General features: G+C 59.8%; 12 protein-coding genes. 5 read left to right on the forward strand and 7 right to left on the reverse strand.

Annotated features, from left to right (window positions below; genetic code table 11):
- The first annotated feature begins 44 nt into the window (after positions 1-44).
- Complete coding sequence (locus tag MUN80_RS21910; RefSeq protein ID WP_244716354.1) at positions 45-764, forward strand: DUF92 domain-containing protein; 720 nt, start codon at positions 45-47, stop codon at positions 762-764.
- 357 nt (positions 765-1,121) lie between these two features.
- Here MUN80_RS21910 and MUN80_RS21915 read toward each other — a convergent pair whose 3' ends face one another.
- Together MUN80_RS21915 and MUN80_RS21920 are read right to left on the reverse strand one after the other, a co-directional pair.
- Positions 1,122-2,825, reverse strand: a complete 1,704-nt coding sequence (locus MUN80_RS21915) for a carboxylesterase/lipase family protein (protein ID WP_244716356.1) — start codon at positions 2,823-2,825, stop codon at positions 1,122-1,124.
- A 136-nt stretch (positions 2,826-2,961) separates the two neighbouring features.
- Positions 2,962-4,053, reverse strand: coding sequence for a PAS domain-containing sensor histidine kinase (locus MUN80_RS21920; RefSeq protein ID WP_244716358.1), 1,092 nt, complete (start codon positions 4,051-4,053; stop codon positions 2,962-2,964).
- Between the two features lie 211 nt (positions 4,054-4,264).
- Between MUN80_RS21920 and MUN80_RS21925 the strand changes: the two genes are divergently transcribed.
- On the forward strand, positions 4,265-5,041 hold the full coding sequence (locus tag MUN80_RS21925; RefSeq protein WP_244716360.1) for an SDR family NAD(P)-dependent oxidoreductase: 777 nt from the start codon (positions 4,265-4,267) through the stop codon (positions 5,039-5,041).
- A gap of 232 nt (positions 5,042-5,273) precedes the next feature.
- On the opposite strand, the gene MUN80_RS21930 is transcribed toward MUN80_RS21925, so the two are convergent.
- From MUN80_RS21930 to MUN80_RS21945, 4 genes are all read right to left on the reverse strand, one after another.
- Positions 5,274-7,508, reverse strand: a complete 2,235-nt coding sequence (locus MUN80_RS21930; protein ID WP_244716362.1) for a xanthine dehydrogenase family protein molybdopterin-binding subunit — start codon at positions 7,506-7,508, stop codon at positions 5,274-5,276.
- Positions 7,509-7,521: 13 nt separating this feature from the next.
- Positions 7,522-8,505, reverse strand: a complete 984-nt coding sequence (locus MUN80_RS21935) for an FAD binding domain-containing protein (protein ID WP_244716364.1) — start codon at positions 8,503-8,505, stop codon at positions 7,522-7,524.
- The gene (locus MUN80_RS21940) at positions 8,502-9,128 is read right to left on the reverse strand and encodes a (2Fe-2S)-binding protein (protein ID WP_375373969.1); all 627 of its coding nucleotides are present in this window, start codon (positions 9,126-9,128) and stop codon (positions 8,502-8,504) included. The genes MUN80_RS21935 and MUN80_RS21940 overlap by 4 nt, the downstream gene beginning before the upstream one ends.
- A gap of 275 nt (positions 9,129-9,403) precedes the next feature.
- On the reverse strand, positions 9,404-10,618 hold the full coding sequence (locus tag MUN80_RS21945; RefSeq protein ID WP_244716368.1) for an ABC transporter permease: 1,215 nt from the start codon (positions 10,616-10,618) through the stop codon (positions 9,404-9,406).
- Positions 10,619-10,666: 48 nt separating this feature from the next.
- Between MUN80_RS21945 and MUN80_RS21950 the strand changes: the two genes are divergently transcribed.
- The 3 genes from MUN80_RS21950 (at position 10,667) to MUN80_RS21960 (ending at position 13,424) form a co-directional block, all read left to right on the forward strand.
- On the forward strand, positions 10,667-11,902 hold the full coding sequence (locus MUN80_RS21950; RefSeq protein ID WP_244716370.1) for an exo-beta-N-acetylmuramidase NamZ family protein: 1,236 nt from the start codon (positions 10,667-10,669) through the stop codon (positions 11,900-11,902).
- Positions 11,903-12,003: 101 nt separating this feature from the next.
- On the forward strand, positions 12,004-12,942 hold the full coding sequence (gene fmt / locus MUN80_RS21955) for a methionyl-tRNA formyltransferase (protein WP_244716372.1): 939 nt from the start codon (positions 12,004-12,006) through the stop codon (positions 12,940-12,942).
- Complete coding sequence (locus MUN80_RS21960) at positions 12,939-13,424, forward strand: dihydrofolate reductase (RefSeq protein ID WP_244716374.1); 486 nt, start codon at positions 12,939-12,941, stop codon at positions 13,422-13,424. Before fmt ends, MUN80_RS21960 begins: the two co-directional genes overlap by 4 nt.
- Before the next feature lie 228 nt (positions 13,425-13,652).
- Here MUN80_RS21960 and porU2 read toward each other — a convergent pair whose 3' ends face one another.
- The gene (porU2, locus tag MUN80_RS21965; RefSeq protein ID WP_445991636.1) at positions 13,653-17,984 is read right to left on the reverse strand and encodes a putative type IX secretion system sortase PorU2; all 4,332 of its coding nucleotides are present in this window, start codon (positions 17,982-17,984) and stop codon (positions 13,653-13,655) included.
- Positions 17,985-17,994 lie beyond the last annotated feature (10 nt).

Here is a 17,994-nt window from a genome sequence, read left to right on the forward strand (position 1 = left end):
AGCTTCCTCGTTGGCCTTACCCCTACCGCTGACTATTTCCGCGTATGACTTTAGCGCTCCAATGGGCCCTGCTGCTGGCCATTCTGCTTCCCGGTATGGCCCTGAGCGTGTGGGCGGGCAAGCTGACCGTATCGGCGGGCATAACTGGCGTAGTGCTCGGCGTGCTGATTTTTCTGGGCGCGGGGTTTTGGGGCGTCGGGGCGCTGGGTCTGTTTTTTGTGCTGGGCACAGGCGCTTCGGCCTGGAAAGTAGCTGAGAAGCGGCGCCTGGGCCTGGCCGAGGAAAATAAGGGGCGGCGCACGGCGGGCCAGGCGCTGGCCAATGCGGGCGTGGCGGCGTTGGCGGGCCTGCTGGCCTGGGTTTGGCCCGCCCACCAGATAGTGTTTCAACTGATGCTGGCGGGCAGCTTTGCCGCTGCTACCGCCGATACCTTGTCCTCGGAGTTGGGAAATGTATACGGGCGGCGTTACTACAATGCCTGGACCTGGCGGCCCGATACCCGCGGCCTAAACGGCGTCGTGAGCCTGGAAGGCACTTTGCTGGGCCTGGGCGGCAGCCTGCTGATTGCCGTGGTATATGGCTTGGGAACGGGCTGGAACCGAGGCTTGCTGTGGGTGGTAGTAGCCGGGGCAGTAGGCAACCTGGCCGATTCGCTGCTGGGTGCTACGGTAGAGCGCCGGGCGTACCTGAACAACAACGCCGTGAATACGCTGAATACCGCCGTGGGCGCCCTTACGGCAGCCCTGTTGCACTGGCTGTTTTAACTCCAGCGCCCCGGAAAAGTTAGGATAGTAAATGGGGCCGAAAGCCGCTACTTGCTAGGCCTAGGTGCTGCCCTTGCAGAGGCAGCACCCGGAGGAAAACCTCACTCACCCTTGAAAAAACTATCGGGTGCAAGTTCAGCATTCTGCCTTTTTCACCACGAGTGTTGTCGCTGAGTAATAGCAAATTCTAGGTGAATCGGGGTTAATTCCATCTGAACCATCAATGCCCTACCGCCAAAGTCGAAAAACGTACCCCGGGCATACTCACTTTGTGCAAGTAAAGCTGGGGTGAGTACCCACTCGCACCGGAAAAAGTACCGGCGGCTGGCCCTGCCGATTACCGGTAGCAACCCGGACTTACTTACTGGTCGTCTGGTCTAGGAAAAGGTAGCGGGCCCGTTGGGTTTCGGTTTCGGCTTTGGTCGTTACGTCTACCCGCAGCACTGGCACGGGGCCATTGCCCTGGGCTACAGGCCAGTTGGCCAAGCCTTTACCGTTGGGGTTACCGGTTTTGATAAAGTTGACAAAGTAGCTCTGCAGGGTTTCTGACACCTTATAGTCGTCCGGGGTCCAGTCGTAGACTTTGTTAGTAGCCAGGTTGCCCAGGGCGTACTCAATTTCGGCCGAATGCACGGCACCCTTGGCTGGTGGGGCCTTGGGCGCGGAGCCTGAGTTTTTGATGACGCCCCCCGCCAGACCGGCGGTGGCGTTGCCCATGGCGGCCGTCATGGCCGGCCGGGGGCGGGCAAACAGGTAGCGGTACACGGGCTGCCCACCGGTTTGCAAATGCGCGTCGGCCCATTTCCAGGTGCTGTAGGCAATAAACCGGTCGCCGGCCAGGTCCGTGGCCGACTGCTCGGCTTGGGCATCGGTAGCGGCTGGATATAGTTTCAGGGCTTCGTCGGCGCGGCTGCCGTAGAGCTTCTGGACCACGGCCCGGAAGTTTTCGGCCGTGGGCGGCTGCGGATCCAGCAAAAAGCCGGGGCTCATTTCCTGGGAATTCCAGCCTACCAGCAGCGGTACGCGGGCCTGCTCACCGGCGGCAAAGGTTTCGGTAGGCTTGCGCAGGAAAAAGTAGCCGTCGATGGTAGGGGCAAACCGGGCTGCACCGGGCTTACCAGCCGCCTCGAGCAACTGCTGAGCCGGTAACGCCCGCAGCGCTGCCAAGGAGGTGGCCCCGACGCTGGTGGCAAACGCCACCCCGGCCTGCTCACCTTCAGCCAAGGGTACGGGCCCAAAGCCGGTGTTCAGCATCGAGCCACTCTCCCCGATGGCACGGGCAAAGGTATTTTTGGCCAGCGGCGTCACCATCTGGGCACTCACCGACATGGAGCCGGCCGATTCGCCGCCGATGGTTACCTGCCGCGGGTCGCCGCCAAAGGCGGCAATATTCTGCTGCACCCAACGCAGGGCCGCACTCTGGTCCATGAAGCCGTAGTTGCCGGAGGCGTGGTGGGCCGACTCCTTGCTTAGCTCGGGGTGGGCCAGAAAGCCGAATACGCCCAGGCGGTAATTCACCGTGACGGTCACAATGCCGCGCCGGGCCATGCTTTCGCCGTCGTAGCGCAGCTCGGAACCGTCGCCGGCCTGAAAACCGCCGCCGTAGAAATACACCAGTACCGGATGCCGCTCCCCGGCCGTTTTAGCCGGCGTCCAGATGTTCAGGTAGAGGCAATCCTCACTCACCCCGTTGGAGCGAAAGTTCATGTCGCCGTAGAGGGGCAGCTGCATGGCCCGGGGCCCAAACTGCTTAGCGGCCCGCACGCCGGTCCATTTCGGCACTGGCTGGGGCTCTTTCCAGCGCAACTCCCCTACCGGCGGCGCCCCAAACGGCACGCCCTTAAACTCCCGGATGCCCGCCGCCGTGACATTACCTTCCAGCAAGCCCTCGGCCACTTGTACTTGACTTGAAGCCAGGTTCACGGCCTTTTTTGCCTGAGCTGAAGCTGCCGACGGGTCGGCCGACCCAAGCAGCAGCAGCCCAGTCAATAGCTTCGTGCTGGCTTTGAGCCACGTGTAAGCAGGGCGCCAAGCCACTCCAGTACGTAGTATCTTCTTCATAAACAGTGAATAAGAATCAGCAAAGGGTAATTTAACCAGTTGGCAGCCACTGGCTTTCCTCCGCAAAGCTGAAGTGGAGTCAGGACTAGGCGGTTGCCTTAGGACGGTACCAGGAAAAGAGGCCTGAAGCCGCGGCCTATACAGTAGCGGCCGGCAAATCGACGACGAAGGTGGTGCCTTCGCCTTCGGTACTGGTAAAGGTAATCAGGCCGCGGTGCAGCTCCACGATGGTTTGAATGACGGACATGCCCAGGCCGGTGGTTTTCTCCCCGCGCAGCCCGGGGCGCCGGGCCTTGGTGAACTTATCGAACAACACGGGCTGGTACTTGGCCGGAATACCCACGCCGGTATCAGCCACAACTACCCGGACCTTGTCACTCTCGGCCTCGACGCGCACGGTGATGTGCCCACCATCGGGAGTAAATTTGACCGAGTTGGAAATCAGATTGTTGACAACCTGATGAAACTTATCGATGTCCACGTTGGCATACACCGGATGGGCGGGGGCCTCCAGGGTGAAGTGCAGGTGGAGCAGGCTTTCGGTGCGCTGATACTCTTCCACCAGGGTTTTCATCCACACTACCAAATCGGTGCGCGACAGATTCAGCTCCACGCTGGCCGACTCCATAAACTCGGCATCCACGAAGTCGTGAATCAGGTTGACACTGTCGCGGCAGGTGCGCTGCATGAGGCTCAGCATTTTCTGGGCGGGGGCCGACAGGTTGCCCTGGGTTTCGAGTTCAAGCTGCTCGGTGAGCTGCTGCAGCATCAGGAGCGGCCCGGCCAAATCGTGCGACAGAATTTCCAGCACGGCATTCTTCTTGGTGCCGAACTTCTGGATATTGATGGTATTCTCCTTGGCAGCAGTGACGTCCACAGCACTACCGACCAAGTATTCCTGCCCGTCGTCGGGACCCAGCACGCGGCATAGGTTGACCGACAGCCACTGCGTGCCCCCATCTGGGCGGGCCAATCGCACTTCCAGTCCTTCCAGCACTTCTTCGAGCCCGGCTTGTTCCAGGCGGTGAGTCAGGTACTGCTCGTCGTCGGGGTGCAGGCGCCGGAGCAAGTGCGGCAGGTCGTCGTTGGCGTGCTCGGCCGGGTCGCCGGTTATCAGTTGGGCAGCCTCACTCACGTACACGATGCGGTGCTCAGCGGGGTGATACACGAAGTAGGCAGTACGCCCCAGTTCCAGCAACGGACGAAAGAGGGCATGATAATCGGTCATAGGGCGGGGCGGAAGTAATCCTGAAGTCTACACTACGCCAGAAGCCGCTTGGTTGTTGAGCTCGGCAGTTACGGCCTACCGCGGCAGCCTACTACAGCTCAACATAACCTTCCTCAACGGGAGCAGTATCCTCCAACGACCGGCCGACGTAACGTAATCAGCCGTCTAAGGTAGCCTTTCGGGCTGCCTTTCCAAACCGAATAACGACACGATGACACAACTTCTCAATCAGGTGGCCCTGGTAACCGGGGCCGATTCCGGTATTGGCCGGGCCACCGCCATTGCCTTTGCCCAGGCCGGGGCCGACGTTGTAATTTGCTACCACACTGACCAGCAAGGAGCCGAAGAAACCCGGCAGGCAGTAGAGCAAGCCGGCCGCCGTGGCCTGGTGCTGCCCGTCGACGTGAGCGAGGCCGGGCAAGTAGCCGAGCTGTTTACTCAGGCCTTGCAGGAGTTTCCCCAGCTCCATATTCTGGTAAACAACGCCGCCGCGCCCGGAGCTAAAAAACCAGTGGCCGAAATGGCGCCCGAGGACTTCGAAAAAACCATTCGAACCAACCTGATGGGGCCGTTTTATTTCGCGCGGCTGTTTATTCAGCACCGGCAGCAACAGGGCGGCAAAGGCAAGATTATCAACGTGTCGTCGATTCACGAGGAAGTCGTTTCGGCCGGCACGGCCGACTACTGCGCCTCCAAAGGCGGGCTGCGTAACCTGATGCGGACCCTGGCCCTGGAGCTGGCCGAGGCGGGTATCAACGTCAACAACATTGCCCCGGGCATGATTATGACGCCCATGAACCAGTCGGCCATGGATAACCCTGAGGAGCGCAAGGAAAAGGAACAGCGCATCCCGATGAAGCGCGCCGGGCAGCCCGAGGAAATTGCCAAGCTGGCCCTGTTCCTGGCCTCTGCCGATTCCGATTACGTCACGGGCTCCACCTACGTCATGGATGGCGGCTTCATGCGCATGATGGCCCAGGGAGCATGAGTTAATGTGCTCAGGTGCTAATGTGGTTGAATATACTGATACGCAACGTGTCATAGCGTGCGAAGCGCGGCCATCCGTCCTCTGAAATGGGCGGAGCTATTTTACATGAAAAGCCCTAACGCCTGAGTAGACGTTAGGGCTTTCTGGTAAAAGAGTGTGACTACCTGTGCAGAGGACGGATGGCTTCGTCATTCTTCCTCGCCATGACACGAGATATCAACACATCAGCACACTACGAAATCAGCTTATCCGGGGTGATAGGCAATTCGCGGATGCGTTTGCCGGTGGCGTTGAAAACGGCGTTGGCAATGGCAGGAGCTACGCCGATGATGGCAATTTCGCCGATACCTTTCGTGCCCAAGGCATTCACGTGCGGGTCGGGCTGGTTGACGAAAGCCACCTGCACGTCCGGGGAGTCAGCGTGGACAGGCACGTGGTAGTCGGCAAAGTCCTTGGTAACGTAGCGGCCAAACCGGTCATCCATGTGAGCCGCTTCCATCAAAGCCATGCCGATGCCGCCCACGGCGCCGCCCTTCATCTGGTTGCCGGCGGTTTTCTCGTTGATAATAGTACCTGCATCGGCGCAGGAAACCAGCTTGCTCACGCGTACTTCCCCCGTCAGCTCGTGCACCCGTACCTCGGCAAAGTGCACCGAGAAGGAATACATGGAGTATTGCTGCCCTTCTCCACCGGGCTTGGCTTCTACGGTTACGGCTTTGTCGCCGCCCTGTTTTATCAGGTCGGCGTAAGCCACGCGGGTGCCCGGGTTGCTGCTCAGCGCCAGGTAGCCGTCGGTCAACGTGACGTCCTCTTTTTTGGCCGAGGCAAAGGCTGCTCCGGCTAAAGTGCGCAGTTTTTCTTTCAATGCCAGGCAGGCTTCCTGGGTAGCCGGCCCCACACTGTTCACCGTGGACGAGCCGCCTTGCGTGCCGGCTTTGGGAAAGGACGAGTTGCCGAGTTCAAAGCGGATTTTCTTGGCGTCCAGGCCCAACGTATCAGCCGCAATCTGGGTCATGACGGTACCGGTGCCGGGGCCAATGTCGGTAGTGGCGCACTGCAGCAACACGGTGCCATCGGGCCGCAGCTGAGCGCCCACAGTAGCCGCGCCGCGGTGGGCGCCAAACGTACCCACGCCCATGCCGTAGCCAATTAGCCATTCGCCGTCGCGCAGGGAGCCGGGCTTAAGCTGGCGCTTATTCCAGCCAATCCGCTCGGCCCCGAGCTGGTAACATTCCTTCAGAAACTTGGTGCTCCAGGGCTTGTTTTTCTCCGGGTCCTGCTCGGTGTAGTTGCGCAGGCGGAACTCCAGTGGGTCGAGATTCAACATATGGGCCATTTCATCCATAGCCGACTCCAGCGCAAAGGCACCAGTAGCCTCACCCGGGCCCCGCATCCAGATAGGTGAGCACACGTCGAGGGAAGCCAGGCGGTAGCGCGTCGTCACGTTGGGCGACTGATACATCATCCGCGTCTGGGCCAGGGTCGATTCGGTAAACTCCTCGTAGTTGGAAGTCTGCCCGATGGACTCGTGGGTGATGGCCGTAATTTTGCCGTCGGGGGTAGCACTCATGCCCAGCTTCTGCCAGGTGTAGGGCCGGTAGCCCACGTTGGTAAACATCTGCTCCCGGGTCAGCATCAGCTTCACGGGCCGATTCACCACTTTGGCGGCAATAATGGCGGCCGACTCATGGGGCCAGCTGTGCAGGGCGTTGCCGAAAGCTCCACCCACGAAGGTGGCAATGACTTTCACGTTTTCCTCGGGCAAGTTCCACTCCTTAGCGAAGTCGCGGCGGGTGGCCAGGGTGCCCTGGGTTTTGTCGTAAATCGTCAGGCGGTCGGGAGCTTCCCAGTGGGCCGTAATAGCCTGCAATTCCATCGGGTGGTGCACCTCCGTCGGAATGACGTACTCACTTTCCAGCTTGATAGCGCCCGTTTTATACGCATCCGTTTGCCCGCGCTGGTAGTCGTTCATCGGGTGCTTGGGGTTCTTCTTGGCAGCAGTCGGCAAGAAGGCATCCCCCACACTGGCTTCCAGGTTGGTTTTGTGCTTTTCCTGGGCGTATTGACCTTTCACCAGCCGCGCAGCAAACCGGGCCCGCTCCCAACTGTCGGCCACAACTACGGCAATGATCTGGTCATTGTAGTGGATCTTGTCGTCCTTGAAAATCTTCAGCGGGCCGCCCACCGTCGCCGGCTGGCTGGGGTCCTTGCCAGCCGTTTCGTAGCCGGGCACTTTGGGCGAGTTGAAGTGGGTAATAACGGCCAGCACGCCCGGAGCCCGCTCGGCGGCCTTGGTGTCGATGCTGGTCAGGCGGCCCTTAGCCACGGTGCTGCCCACGAGCACGGCGTAGGTCATGTTGGGCAGCTCATACTCGGCCGAATATTTGGCGCCGCCGGTTACTTTCAGGTGGCCATCCACCCGGTCCATTCCGGCCCCTATCTGCTTGTTTTGCGCTTGGTCTTTCATTGGATGTCAATTCTTAAGCGGCCGAAGCAGCGGTGCGCAGGGCTTGCACAATAGCGTTGGGACCCAGCTTGAGCTTGTAGGCGTTGTGCTTGAAGGCCTTGGCCCCCTGCATGGCTACTTCCGCAGCCTGCCGGAACGAGGCCTCGGTAGCGGGCTTGCCGACCAGCATCTGCTCGGCGGCCGTCAGGCGCCAGGGCTTGTGGGCCACGCCGCCCATAGCCAGCCGCGCTGCCTTAATGGTGTTGTTTTCAATATCGAGGGCCGCCGCTACCGACAGCAGGGCAAAGGCATAAGAAGCCCGCTCCCGCACTTTCTGGTAGTGCACGTACTTTGTGAAAGGTCCGTCGGGCACCTCCACGGCTGTTATCAGCTCCCCTTTTTCCAGGTTGGTATCCTTTTCGGGCGTGTCGCCGGGCAAGCGGTGAAAGTCGGCAAAGGGAATGCTCCGGTCACCTTTCGGTCCGCTCACCAGCACCGTCGCATCGAGGGCAACCAGGGCTACACTCATGTCGGACGGGTGCACGGCAATGCACTTGTCGGAAAAGCCAAAAATGGCGTGCATCCGGTTGATGCCCTCCAGGGCCCCACAGCCCGTGCCCGGCTCCCGCTTGTTGCAGGGCATGGCCAAATCGTAGAAGTAGGAACAGCGGGTGCGCTGCAGCATATTGCCGCCTACGGTAGCCATGTTGCGCAGCTGGGCCGAAGCGCCAGCGTTCAGAGCCTGGGCCAGCAGCGGCTGCCGCTCCCGTACCTGCTTATCGTCGGCCACGGCCGAGTTTAGGGCCAGGGCCCCGATGCGCAGCTTGCCCGGGTCGTGGTCAATCCGGGTTAGGGGCAGGCGGTTGATATCTACCAGCTTCTGGGGCGTGGCAATACCGCGCTTCATCAAATCCACCAGGTTGGTGCCGCCGGCAATAAAGGTGGCGTTCGGGTCCTTGGTTACCGCGTCGATGGCGGCCTGCTGCTTGGTCGGCCGCACGTACTGAAACTGGTTCATACCTTCTGTCCTCCGTTTTTCACTTCCTGAATGGCCGCCACAATATTGGAGTAGGCTCCGCACCGGCAAATGTTGCCGCTCATATATTCCCGGATTTCAGTTTCCGAACCAGCGTGGCCTTCGCGCACGCAGGCCACGGCCGACATAATCTGGCCGGGCGTGCAGTAGCCGCACTGGAATCCGTCGTGCTTAACGAAGGCCTCCTGCATAGGGTGCAGCTTGTCACCATCCGAAAGGCCCTCGATAGTGGTTATTTTTTTACCGTCGTGCATCACGGCAAAGCTCAGGCAGCTGTTGACGCGCTGCCCGTCGACGTGCACGGTACAGGCCCCGCACTGCCCGTAGTCGCAGCCCTTTTTGGTGCCGGTCAGGTTGAGGTTTTCGCGGAGCAAATCCAGCAGTGTCGTGCGGGGCTCCACCGAGAGCTTGTACTTCTTGCCGTTTACTTCCAGCTTCAGCGGCACTTTTTCGAAAGCCCCGGCTACTTTTTCATCCAGCTCGAAGCTGGCCGCCTGAATTACCGGACCAGGTACCAGGGTGAAGGCCGTCAGCAGCGACGACTGCTTGAGAAAGGTGCGTCGGCCCTCGTCGCGGGGCGTCGGCTGATCAGATGGGGAAGACATAGACATGAGGAAAGAAAAGTCGGAGGAAAGGCCCAGAACAGTGGGGCGGCCACGCTACCGCGCTTCGCCCCAGTTCTTGTAACTACGGAACAGGCCGTCGGGTTAAGGCTGAGCTGAAGAAAATTTGGCCGGATTAAAACGGTTTAGCGCCAATCAAACGCCCGGCAACGCTTTAGCCAATCTTATTTACCGCGGCGTGAGGGTCGAAAAAGCAAAAGCCCTCGGTCAACAAATGACCAAGGGCTTTGAGAAATGTTGCGTGGCTGCCGGGCCGGCTAGTCGAACTTGATAGCTGCCACGGGGCGAATTCGGGAAATCAGGTAAGTCGGAATCAGCACGGCCAGCAAAGACGTTAGGAAGGTAGCCACGTTGAGAATAACGACCATCGTGGGGTCCCAGAAAATCGGCACCCGGTCCATGTAGTAATTTTCGGGGTCGAGCGGAATGGGATGGAAATAGTACTGAATAGCACAGAAGCCCAGCCCGATCAGGTTGCCGTAGACCATGCCCCGCAGCGTCAGGCTCAGGCCCCGGTAGAAGAACATGCTGCGAATCTGGTTGTCGGTGGCCCCCAGGGCCTTGAGCACCCCAATCATGTTGGTACGCTCCAGAATCATGATAAAAATGGTGGCTACCATATTAAAAGTCGCCACGAAGATGATCAGGATCAGGAAGATGACCACGTTGCGGTTCAGCAGCTTGAGCCAGTCGAAGAGCTGGGCGTATTGGTCGGTGATTTTGTCGAGCTTGAGGTCGTAGCGCAGGTTTTCGTACATGTGGTCCGAAACTGGGTCGAGCTGGTTGAAATCCTTGAGCACGACTTCCACGCCGCCTACTAGGGAATCGGGCCAGGCGTTGAGCTCCCGGATCTGGCGAATGTCGCCGATGATGTAGACCTCGTCAAACTCGTCGAGGCCGGTCTGGTAGATGCCCTTGACGTTGAATTTGCGCACCCGCGGCGGATTCTGAATGAAGTAGAACAAGGCTTCGTCGCCGACTTTCAGACGCAGCTTGTCGGCCACTTTGCGGCTGAGCAGCACGTCGGTGCTGGCCGCCGAATCCGGAAACGACAGAAATTTGCCGGCCACCAAGTTGGTGCGCATGGGTGAAGGACCATCTTGTTCATCGATGCCCTTGAGCACCACGCCCAGCACTTCTTCCTTGGTTTTGATGATAGCCGTTTTGCGGGCAAACGACTGGGTCGACTTCACCTGCTTGAAGCGGTGTAAGTCCTTGATTAGCCGCGGGCCACCAATGGGCTCAACCTCCAGGGAGTTGTTGGTATCGTACTTGCTGACCTGCAGGTGGGCGCCGAAGGAAAAGATCTTGCTTTGAATCTCATTGCGGAATCCTTCCAGGATGGCAAACGACACAATCATGACGGCCACCCCCAGCGCAATGCTGATAATGGCTATTTTTGTCACCGACGAGGTAAAAGACCCGGTGTCGGCTCCGTCAATCTTATTGGATATGTACCGCGAGATGTTCACTGGCGTAAAGCTACGTGTCTACGTTCAGTTTCCTAGCTTCGTTTCCTGATGCCTTCTTCAATCTTCTGCGGCCTCCTCGGCCTGACGCTCTTCGTGGGCGACTGTAGCCCCTCACCCACCCGCCTGGCCAAGCACGGTATAACGCCCGAAACACCAGCCCAGGCTGCCCCAGCGTCTGCGGCTGGTCTGCAGATGGGCGCGGCCCAATTCGGCAAGTATCTGCCCCAGCTCCAGGGCAAACGCGTGGGACTGGTCGTAAACCAAACTTCTCTGGTCGGCCGCTCCCACCTGGTGGACACGCTGCTGGCCCAGGGCGTACAGGTAAAAGTCATTTTTGCGCCCGAACACGGTTTTCGGGGTGAAGAGGCCGACGGGGCAACTATCAAGGACGGGCGCGACACGCGCAGCGGCCTGCCGGTAAAGTCGCTCTACGGCAAGAGCAAGAAGCCTTCGGCCGAAATGCTGGCCGACATCGACGTACTGATCTTCGACATTCAGGACGTGGGAGTGCGGTTTTACACCTTTATCAGCACGATGCACTACGTGATGGAAGCTGCCGCCGAGCAGGGCAAAAGCGTCATCGTGCTGGACCGGCCCAACCCCAACGGTTTTTACGTGGACGGACCGGTGCTGGAGCCCCAGCACAAGTCCTTCGTGGGCATGCACCCCATTCCAATAGTCCATGGGCTGACGGTGGGGGAGCTGGCCCAGATGATAAACGGCGAAAAGTGGCTGGCCGGCGGCAAGCAATGCCCGCTGACAGTGGTACCCGTAGCAGGCTACACCCACAATACCCGCTACGAGCTGCCGGTGCGGCCTTCGCCCAACCTGCCCAACGCCCACGCCGTGCTGCTCTACCCCACGATTTGCTTGTTTGAGGGCACTAACGTCAGCGTGGGCCGGGGTACGGAAGCGCCGTTCGAGTTCATCGGCGCCCCTACCCAGCCTACTTCCCGCCCGTTCAGCTTCACGCCCCGGCCCACCACCGGCTCGCCCCAGCCGCCACTGAACGGGCAGAAGTGCTACGGCCAGGATTTGCGCAAGCTCCCCATGACCGAGTCCGGTGGCTTCACGCTGCGCTACCTGATTGACTTCTATAAGCAGAGCACGGCCAAGGACAAGTTTTTCGGCAAGTACTTCGAGCAGCTGACCGGCACCAACTCGCTCAGGGAAATGGTGGTGGCGGGCAAGTCAGAAAAGGAAATTCGCAAAGCCTGGGAGCCAAAGCTGAGCCAGTACAAGGCTATGCGCAAGAAGTACCTGCTGTATCCGGACTTCAAGTAAAACTCACGCAGTGTCTCGCAGTGGACGGCGCAGTGTCTCGCAGTGTCGTCCCAGCGGGCCACTGCGTAATCCACTGCGAGACACTGCGTGAAATACTACATATGCTAAGAATCATCTTCATGGGCACGCCCGAATTTGCCGTGCCTACGCTCGAAACCCTGCAAGCTTGGCCCGGCTGCGAGGTCGTGGCCGTCATTACGGCGCCCGATAAACCCGCGGGTCGGGGTCGGCAGCTGGCCGAGTCAGCGGTGAAGCAGGCGGCCGTGACCTACGGCATCCCAGTACTGCAGCCCACCAATCTGAAGTCGCCGGAGTTTCAGCAGGAGCTGCGCAGCTATGCAGCCGATTTGCAGGTGGTAGTGGCGTTCCGCATGCTGCCCGAGGCGGTGTGGAATATGCCCCGGTTGGGCTCCATCAATATCCATGCTTCGCTCCTGCCCCAGTACCGCGGGGCGGCGCCCATCAACTGGGCTTTGATTCACGGCGAGAAGGAAACCGGCGTCACCTCCTTTTTCCTGCAGCACGAAATTGATACCGGCAACCTGATTTTTCAGGACGTCGTGCCCATTGCCGACGAGGACGACTTCGGGGCGCTATACGAGAAGCTAAAAGCCGCCGGGGCTCAGCTAGCCCTACGCACCGTGCAGGCCATTGCCGAGGGCACCGCGCCCAGTATTCCGCAGGCTATGGGGCAGGAATTACGCTCGGCACCCAAAATCCAGAAAGAAACCGGCCGCCTCGAGGTGCAGCAGCCCGCCGCTGCGCTGGTCAACCTGGTGCGGGGCCTCTGCCCCATTCCCACCGCTTTCACCCAGCTACCCGACGGCCGCACCCTCAAGATTTTCCGCGCTAAAGCTCTGACGGAAGCCGCCGAAGCGCCCGGCACCTGGACCACCGACGGCCGCACGTACCTGCGCCTGCACACCGGCCAGGGCCAGCTCGAGTTGCTCGACGTGCAGCTCGAAGGCAAGAAGCGAATGCCCGTCGTAGAATTTCTGCGGGGCTTCAACAGTGCCGTTCTTACCTCCCCTGCCGTATGATAGCCTTAGTTGTAGCCGTGGCCGATAACGGCGTTATCGGGCGGGATAACCAGCTGATCTGGCACTTGCCGGACGATTTAAAGCACTTCAAAAATCTCACGCTGAACCACCCCATTATCATGGGGCGGCGCACCTTCGAAGCCATTGGCCGGCCCTTGCCCAAGCGGCGCAACATCGTGGTAACCCGGCAGGCCGACTGGCAGGTTGAGGGCTGCGAAACGGCCTACTCCGTGCCCGACGCGCTGGAAACGGCCCACACCACCGACGAGGACATCTTTGTTATTGGCGGGGGCGAAATTTACCGCCAGGCCCTGCCCGCCGCCGACACCGTGTTCCTGACTGAAGTGCACCACGACTTCGAAGGTGACACGGTGTTTCCGGACCTCTCGCCGCTGGAGTGGCGCGAGGAAACCCGGGAGCGGCACGAGCCCGACGACAAGCACGCCTACGCCTTCAGCTTCGTGACGCTTCGGCGGCGGTAGGCGCAGTGGCCGTTGAAGCCAGATCTGCCTGCTGAGGCTCGGGGCCGGCCAGACATACCGGTCGTAGAGGCTTTGAGAAGCGCTGAAGCAGCCTCACGGTTTCGGAACGAATGATCTAGGCCAGCAAGGATACTTGGGTAACTGATTAGTACGGGCTCTGGCTTTACTAACACAAAAGAGGCAGCCGGATCGGCTGCCTCTTTTGCAATAAACCCTTAACCCTACCGCTTAACGCAGCAGAACAAGCTTGCCCCACCCGTTCTTGAAGGCCTTGTCGGCTACGGTGTTGCGGCGCTCAAACTGATTCTGCGGGTCGTCCATGACCACGCGGTATAGGTAAGTACCGTTGGCCAGCCGGTCGCCGTACTCGTCGGTGCCATCCCAGGCATAGTCGGTGATGTTGTTACCGATGCGCACGATGCCCATTTCCTGCATCATAATTTCGCGTACCACCTTACCCGTCAGCGTCATGATCTGGATTTTCATGTTGCGCGGCAGCTCGGCCCCGGTCAGGGTAAAGACGAACTTGGCCTTGTGGGTAATTGGGTTGGGGTACGGGAAGATGTTAGTAATGGAAGAGGCGTTGACGACTTCAAACTGCACCTTGTAGTTTTCCGTGCCGGCCGAGCGGCCGGTAGCGTCGCGGCCCTGCACTTCCAGCGTGTACTGCCCATCGGTCAGTGGCTCGGCCTGGCCCGGCTCGTAGTCAATGCGGGCGGTACCCTTGGCGGGGTCGGTGGTGAAGGTCACGTTTGAGGCCATCAGGTCGACCTTTTTCGGCATACCATTGCGCGGCGTCAGCACCAAGTCGAAGGCGTTGCGGTCGGTGATGGGCCGTCGAAGGTCCTCGTCGGTCAGTACCACCGAAATAACGGGCCGCGGCGAAACGATGTCGCCGTTGAGGATGCGCTGCCCATCGAAGGCTACGTCCAGTACGGGCGGCACGCTGCGGTCCTCTATCTGGAAGGAGGGAATCGACAGGTCGTTGTTGAAATAGAACAGCTCGGGCAGGCGGCGGCCCTTCTCATTAATGTTGAGCGTAATGGAACCGGTAATGTCCCCGTAGAGTCCATCAAGGATGCTTAGCTCGGCGTCGAAGGCAATAGTACCGTTGGCGTTCAGAGCATTCAGCGGGATTTCCTTGGAGATTTCCTTCGTGGCGCTGCGCAGCCTGAAAGTAGCCTTCAGCGGGGTGCCAAAGGGCAGAGCCGATACGTTCTGGAAGATAACCGGCACTCGAATGATGCCGTCACCTTTGGCCTGCTCGGCCAGGGTAGCAGGGTCGTAGGCCTTGGGCGTTTTAGCCAGCACCGAGTCGCGCCGCACAATGCCTTCGGGGTAGCCCCGGTAGGTTACCAGCAGCTGCTTGATCTGCGGGGCCGTGCGGTTGACGGCATCCGTGGCGGTGAGTGCCAACTGCAGATACGGATAGGTCTTGGCATTAATATTCGCCAGCGAGTACGCCCGGTTTGTCACATTGGTATCAAACACCCGGCTCACGCCCAGCGTATCGATACCGACCAGCTGCAGCTTGTAGCTGTCCGAAGGCTCGGTCCGGATGGTGTGGTGCAGCGTGGTCCACTCCTGGGCCGGACCGATGCGGACCGAAGCCAGCGTGCCGGTGGTTCCGAAGGTGTTCAGCGCGCCGCTGAGCGTAACAACTTGGCTGTTGCGCGGCACCGTACTGCTGGTAGAGGCCGTAGCTTCCTGGGCAGTGCCTACGCCTTTGCGGCTGAAGAGCGCGTAGGGGTCACTGTCCTGCAAGGAGTTGATGCGCTGAGCACCCAGGGCCGTGAAAGCCGCCTTCAGCGCGGGTGAAAACGAGCTGAAGTTGACTTTATTCACTGAAACCAGGGCCACGTAGGCTCCCTGCGGAATGTTGGTCAGCAGGCTCAGCAGCTGGGCCTGGCGCGCCGAGGCATTGATATTGTCTGCGTCTTTGCTGGCAAAGTGGTAGTACGGATTGGGCGCCTGCCCGCAGGAATCGTAGGGGCCACCGCCGATGTTGCGCAGGGGCTTGAGCGTAATTCCGTCGTATACCGCAACGAGAATGTTGGGCGAGTTCACGCCGCAATCCACGTTGTTTACCGGCTCGGCACCCAGCTGAATACCGTAACCTGGCTGGTACGTCACGGCCGAGCCGTCGCCTCCCCCCTTGGTTTGCAGATTTATGGCTTGCGTAATCGGGTCGAAGCTCCACTTGCCCGAGGGCGCCGCCACGTTCAGGCCCGTTAGTTCGTCGCGCTTGTACTGACCGTGGTGGCTTTGCGACCAGCCGCCGGTAGTGCCACGCACCACCCGGAAGGAGCTGGTGCTCCACTCTTTGTTTTCGCCGGCGGAGGGCGTTTCGAAGCGCATCCGCCAGTACCACACCACACTGTCGCGGCCGGCCAGGGTAGGCAGCTTGGGCCGCCAGTCGGCCAGCAGCGCCGCGTTGATTTTGGTGCGCATAATAACCGCGCTATTGAAAGTCGGTACGGTATCCAGCTCCAGCTCAAAGCCCCGGACGGGCCCAGCCGGGTCGTTGGTTTGGCCCACCAGACGCACGTTGTTGGGAGCTACCAGGGCAAATTCCGGCGGATTCAGCAGCGTTACGCCTTCTTGCAGGAACACGAAGTCGTATTTTGCCTGGTTGTTGGTTTCGCTGAGCTCGGCAATCTTATTCTGGTGGTCCAGAGTTACCGTAAAGGTGCTGTTACCGAAGACCTTTGCGGGGCTTGGTGGGTTGTTCAGGATGAAGACATACGTGGTATCACCCAGCAGAACTGGGGGCCTCTCGCTCCGGGTTGTTGTCTCCGTTGCCTGACCGGAATCGTACTTGCGTTCAATCAGGAAGTCCAACTGATTCCGGATGACCTTGCCCGTATTTTTCACCCGTACCAGCAGTTTAAAGCTTTCGGATTTGGCCCGCACCGGTTCCGAACCTACGGGCCGAATTTCCAGGGCCGGAGACCCGAAGGTGTAGTCAGGCTGCAGGGGGGAATACATGCGTAGGGCCGGATCGGCGTGCCACACGGTGCCCATCCAGGAGCTGATGGCCGATTCTGATATAAAGGCCGTTTTCTGCAAGCGGCGAATGGCTTCGTTCTGCACGTCGGCCACCGGGCGGCTGTACCATACCGGGTCGTTGAGCAGCACCTGAAAGATAGAATCCTGGTAGGCATCCAGCTCGCCGGAATACCCAAAGCCGGTTTCGCTCAATAACCCAATAGCACCTTTCTGCGGGGCCAGTACCCAGTCCTGGGCGTAGCGGGCCCGCGGGGCCCGGAAGGCATTACCAGCCGCGCATCCATTGATAAACATAATGGGGTACTTGCCCACGTTGTTATAGCCCAGCGTGGGGTCGTTGATGTCGCCCAGGTCGAGCTGCAGCTGAGCGGGGTCACCGTGGCCGAAATAGGTTATCAGGGAAAGCCCGGCGTTCAGATCGGCTGAAATGTTCTTGGAAGTAGCTATTCCAATGCTGGAATAGGTATTGACCACCTTACCAGCAAAGAACGGTCGCTCAATGTGCTTGGTCTTGTAGTGGTTCAGATAGCGTGAGAATTCCGGAAACTCATAATCTTCCTTGGCGCCGAGCAGGTTGAGCGTGTTTTTGCGCCAGGGCTGGTTTTCGGTAGAGGCATCCAGGTTCTGCTCGTACTGCTTGAGCTTGTCGAGGTAAGCCAGTACTTCAGCCGGGGTACTAGCCGCAATTCTTCCCGTACCCATGCGGCCGGCGTAGTCATTACGGGCCCAGTCGGCCGTGAAAAAGAGGTCCGAAGCGCTGCGGGTGCTGGTCGGCACCAAGTCCCGCACCAACGGGCTGGTGCTGGTTTCCCTAAACCCGTTCGGGTTCTGGCGGTAGTACCCCCCGTCCCCAAACTCGCCCGCCCCGAGGCCCTGCCCCAGCAACAGCAGATATTTCGGGCGGGTGTTGGTAAGCATGTACTGAGCAAACTGCCGGATGGCCAGCGCCGACTTCTCTCCGTAGTGAAACTGGTCGTAGAGCTGCTCACTGGTTACGAGCAGGGTATCGAAGCGGGTAGAGCGGTAGATGGCATAGTCGCGCACCGGATTTTGAGAGGTGCCGGTCGGTGTCATCAGGAAGGCATTGCTTACAATCAAGAAGTTGTAAGAAGCCGGATTGATCGTGCGAAACTGCACCCGCTTAGCGGGCAACGGCGGCACCAGAGCTTTATCAGTATCCGAAAGCAGCAGGGAGCGGGTAGTGGCCCCGGGCACGGCACTCGGAAACACAAAGCCGCGCCCAGTACCGCTTGCTACCCCCTCTACCCGCTGCACGTTGTAGGGGTCCGTAATATCGTAGCCACGCACGGCGGCGGGCAGGTTGCTGAGCTGGTAAAAGGCCGGGGCCGAGCCCAGCGTCGAGTCATTCAAGAAGCGTACGTCCCGCTGGCCGGTAGGCCAGGCACTTGCCACGGGATGAATAACCCGGGCCGACACCATCCGAAACCAGTTGCGCGCGCCTGGAGTCAGTGCCCCGTTTACCGTAACGTGGAACTGAACCCTACCGCTAGGAGCATCAGCAACGTTATAATTAATATACGAGCGGGGCACCGAGTAGCGG

Origin of the sequence: Hymenobacter cellulosivorans (assembly GCF_022919135.1) — a bacterium.
Taxonomy (GTDB): Bacteria; Bacteroidota; Bacteroidia; order Cytophagales; family Hymenobacteraceae; genus Hymenobacter; species Hymenobacter cellulosivorans.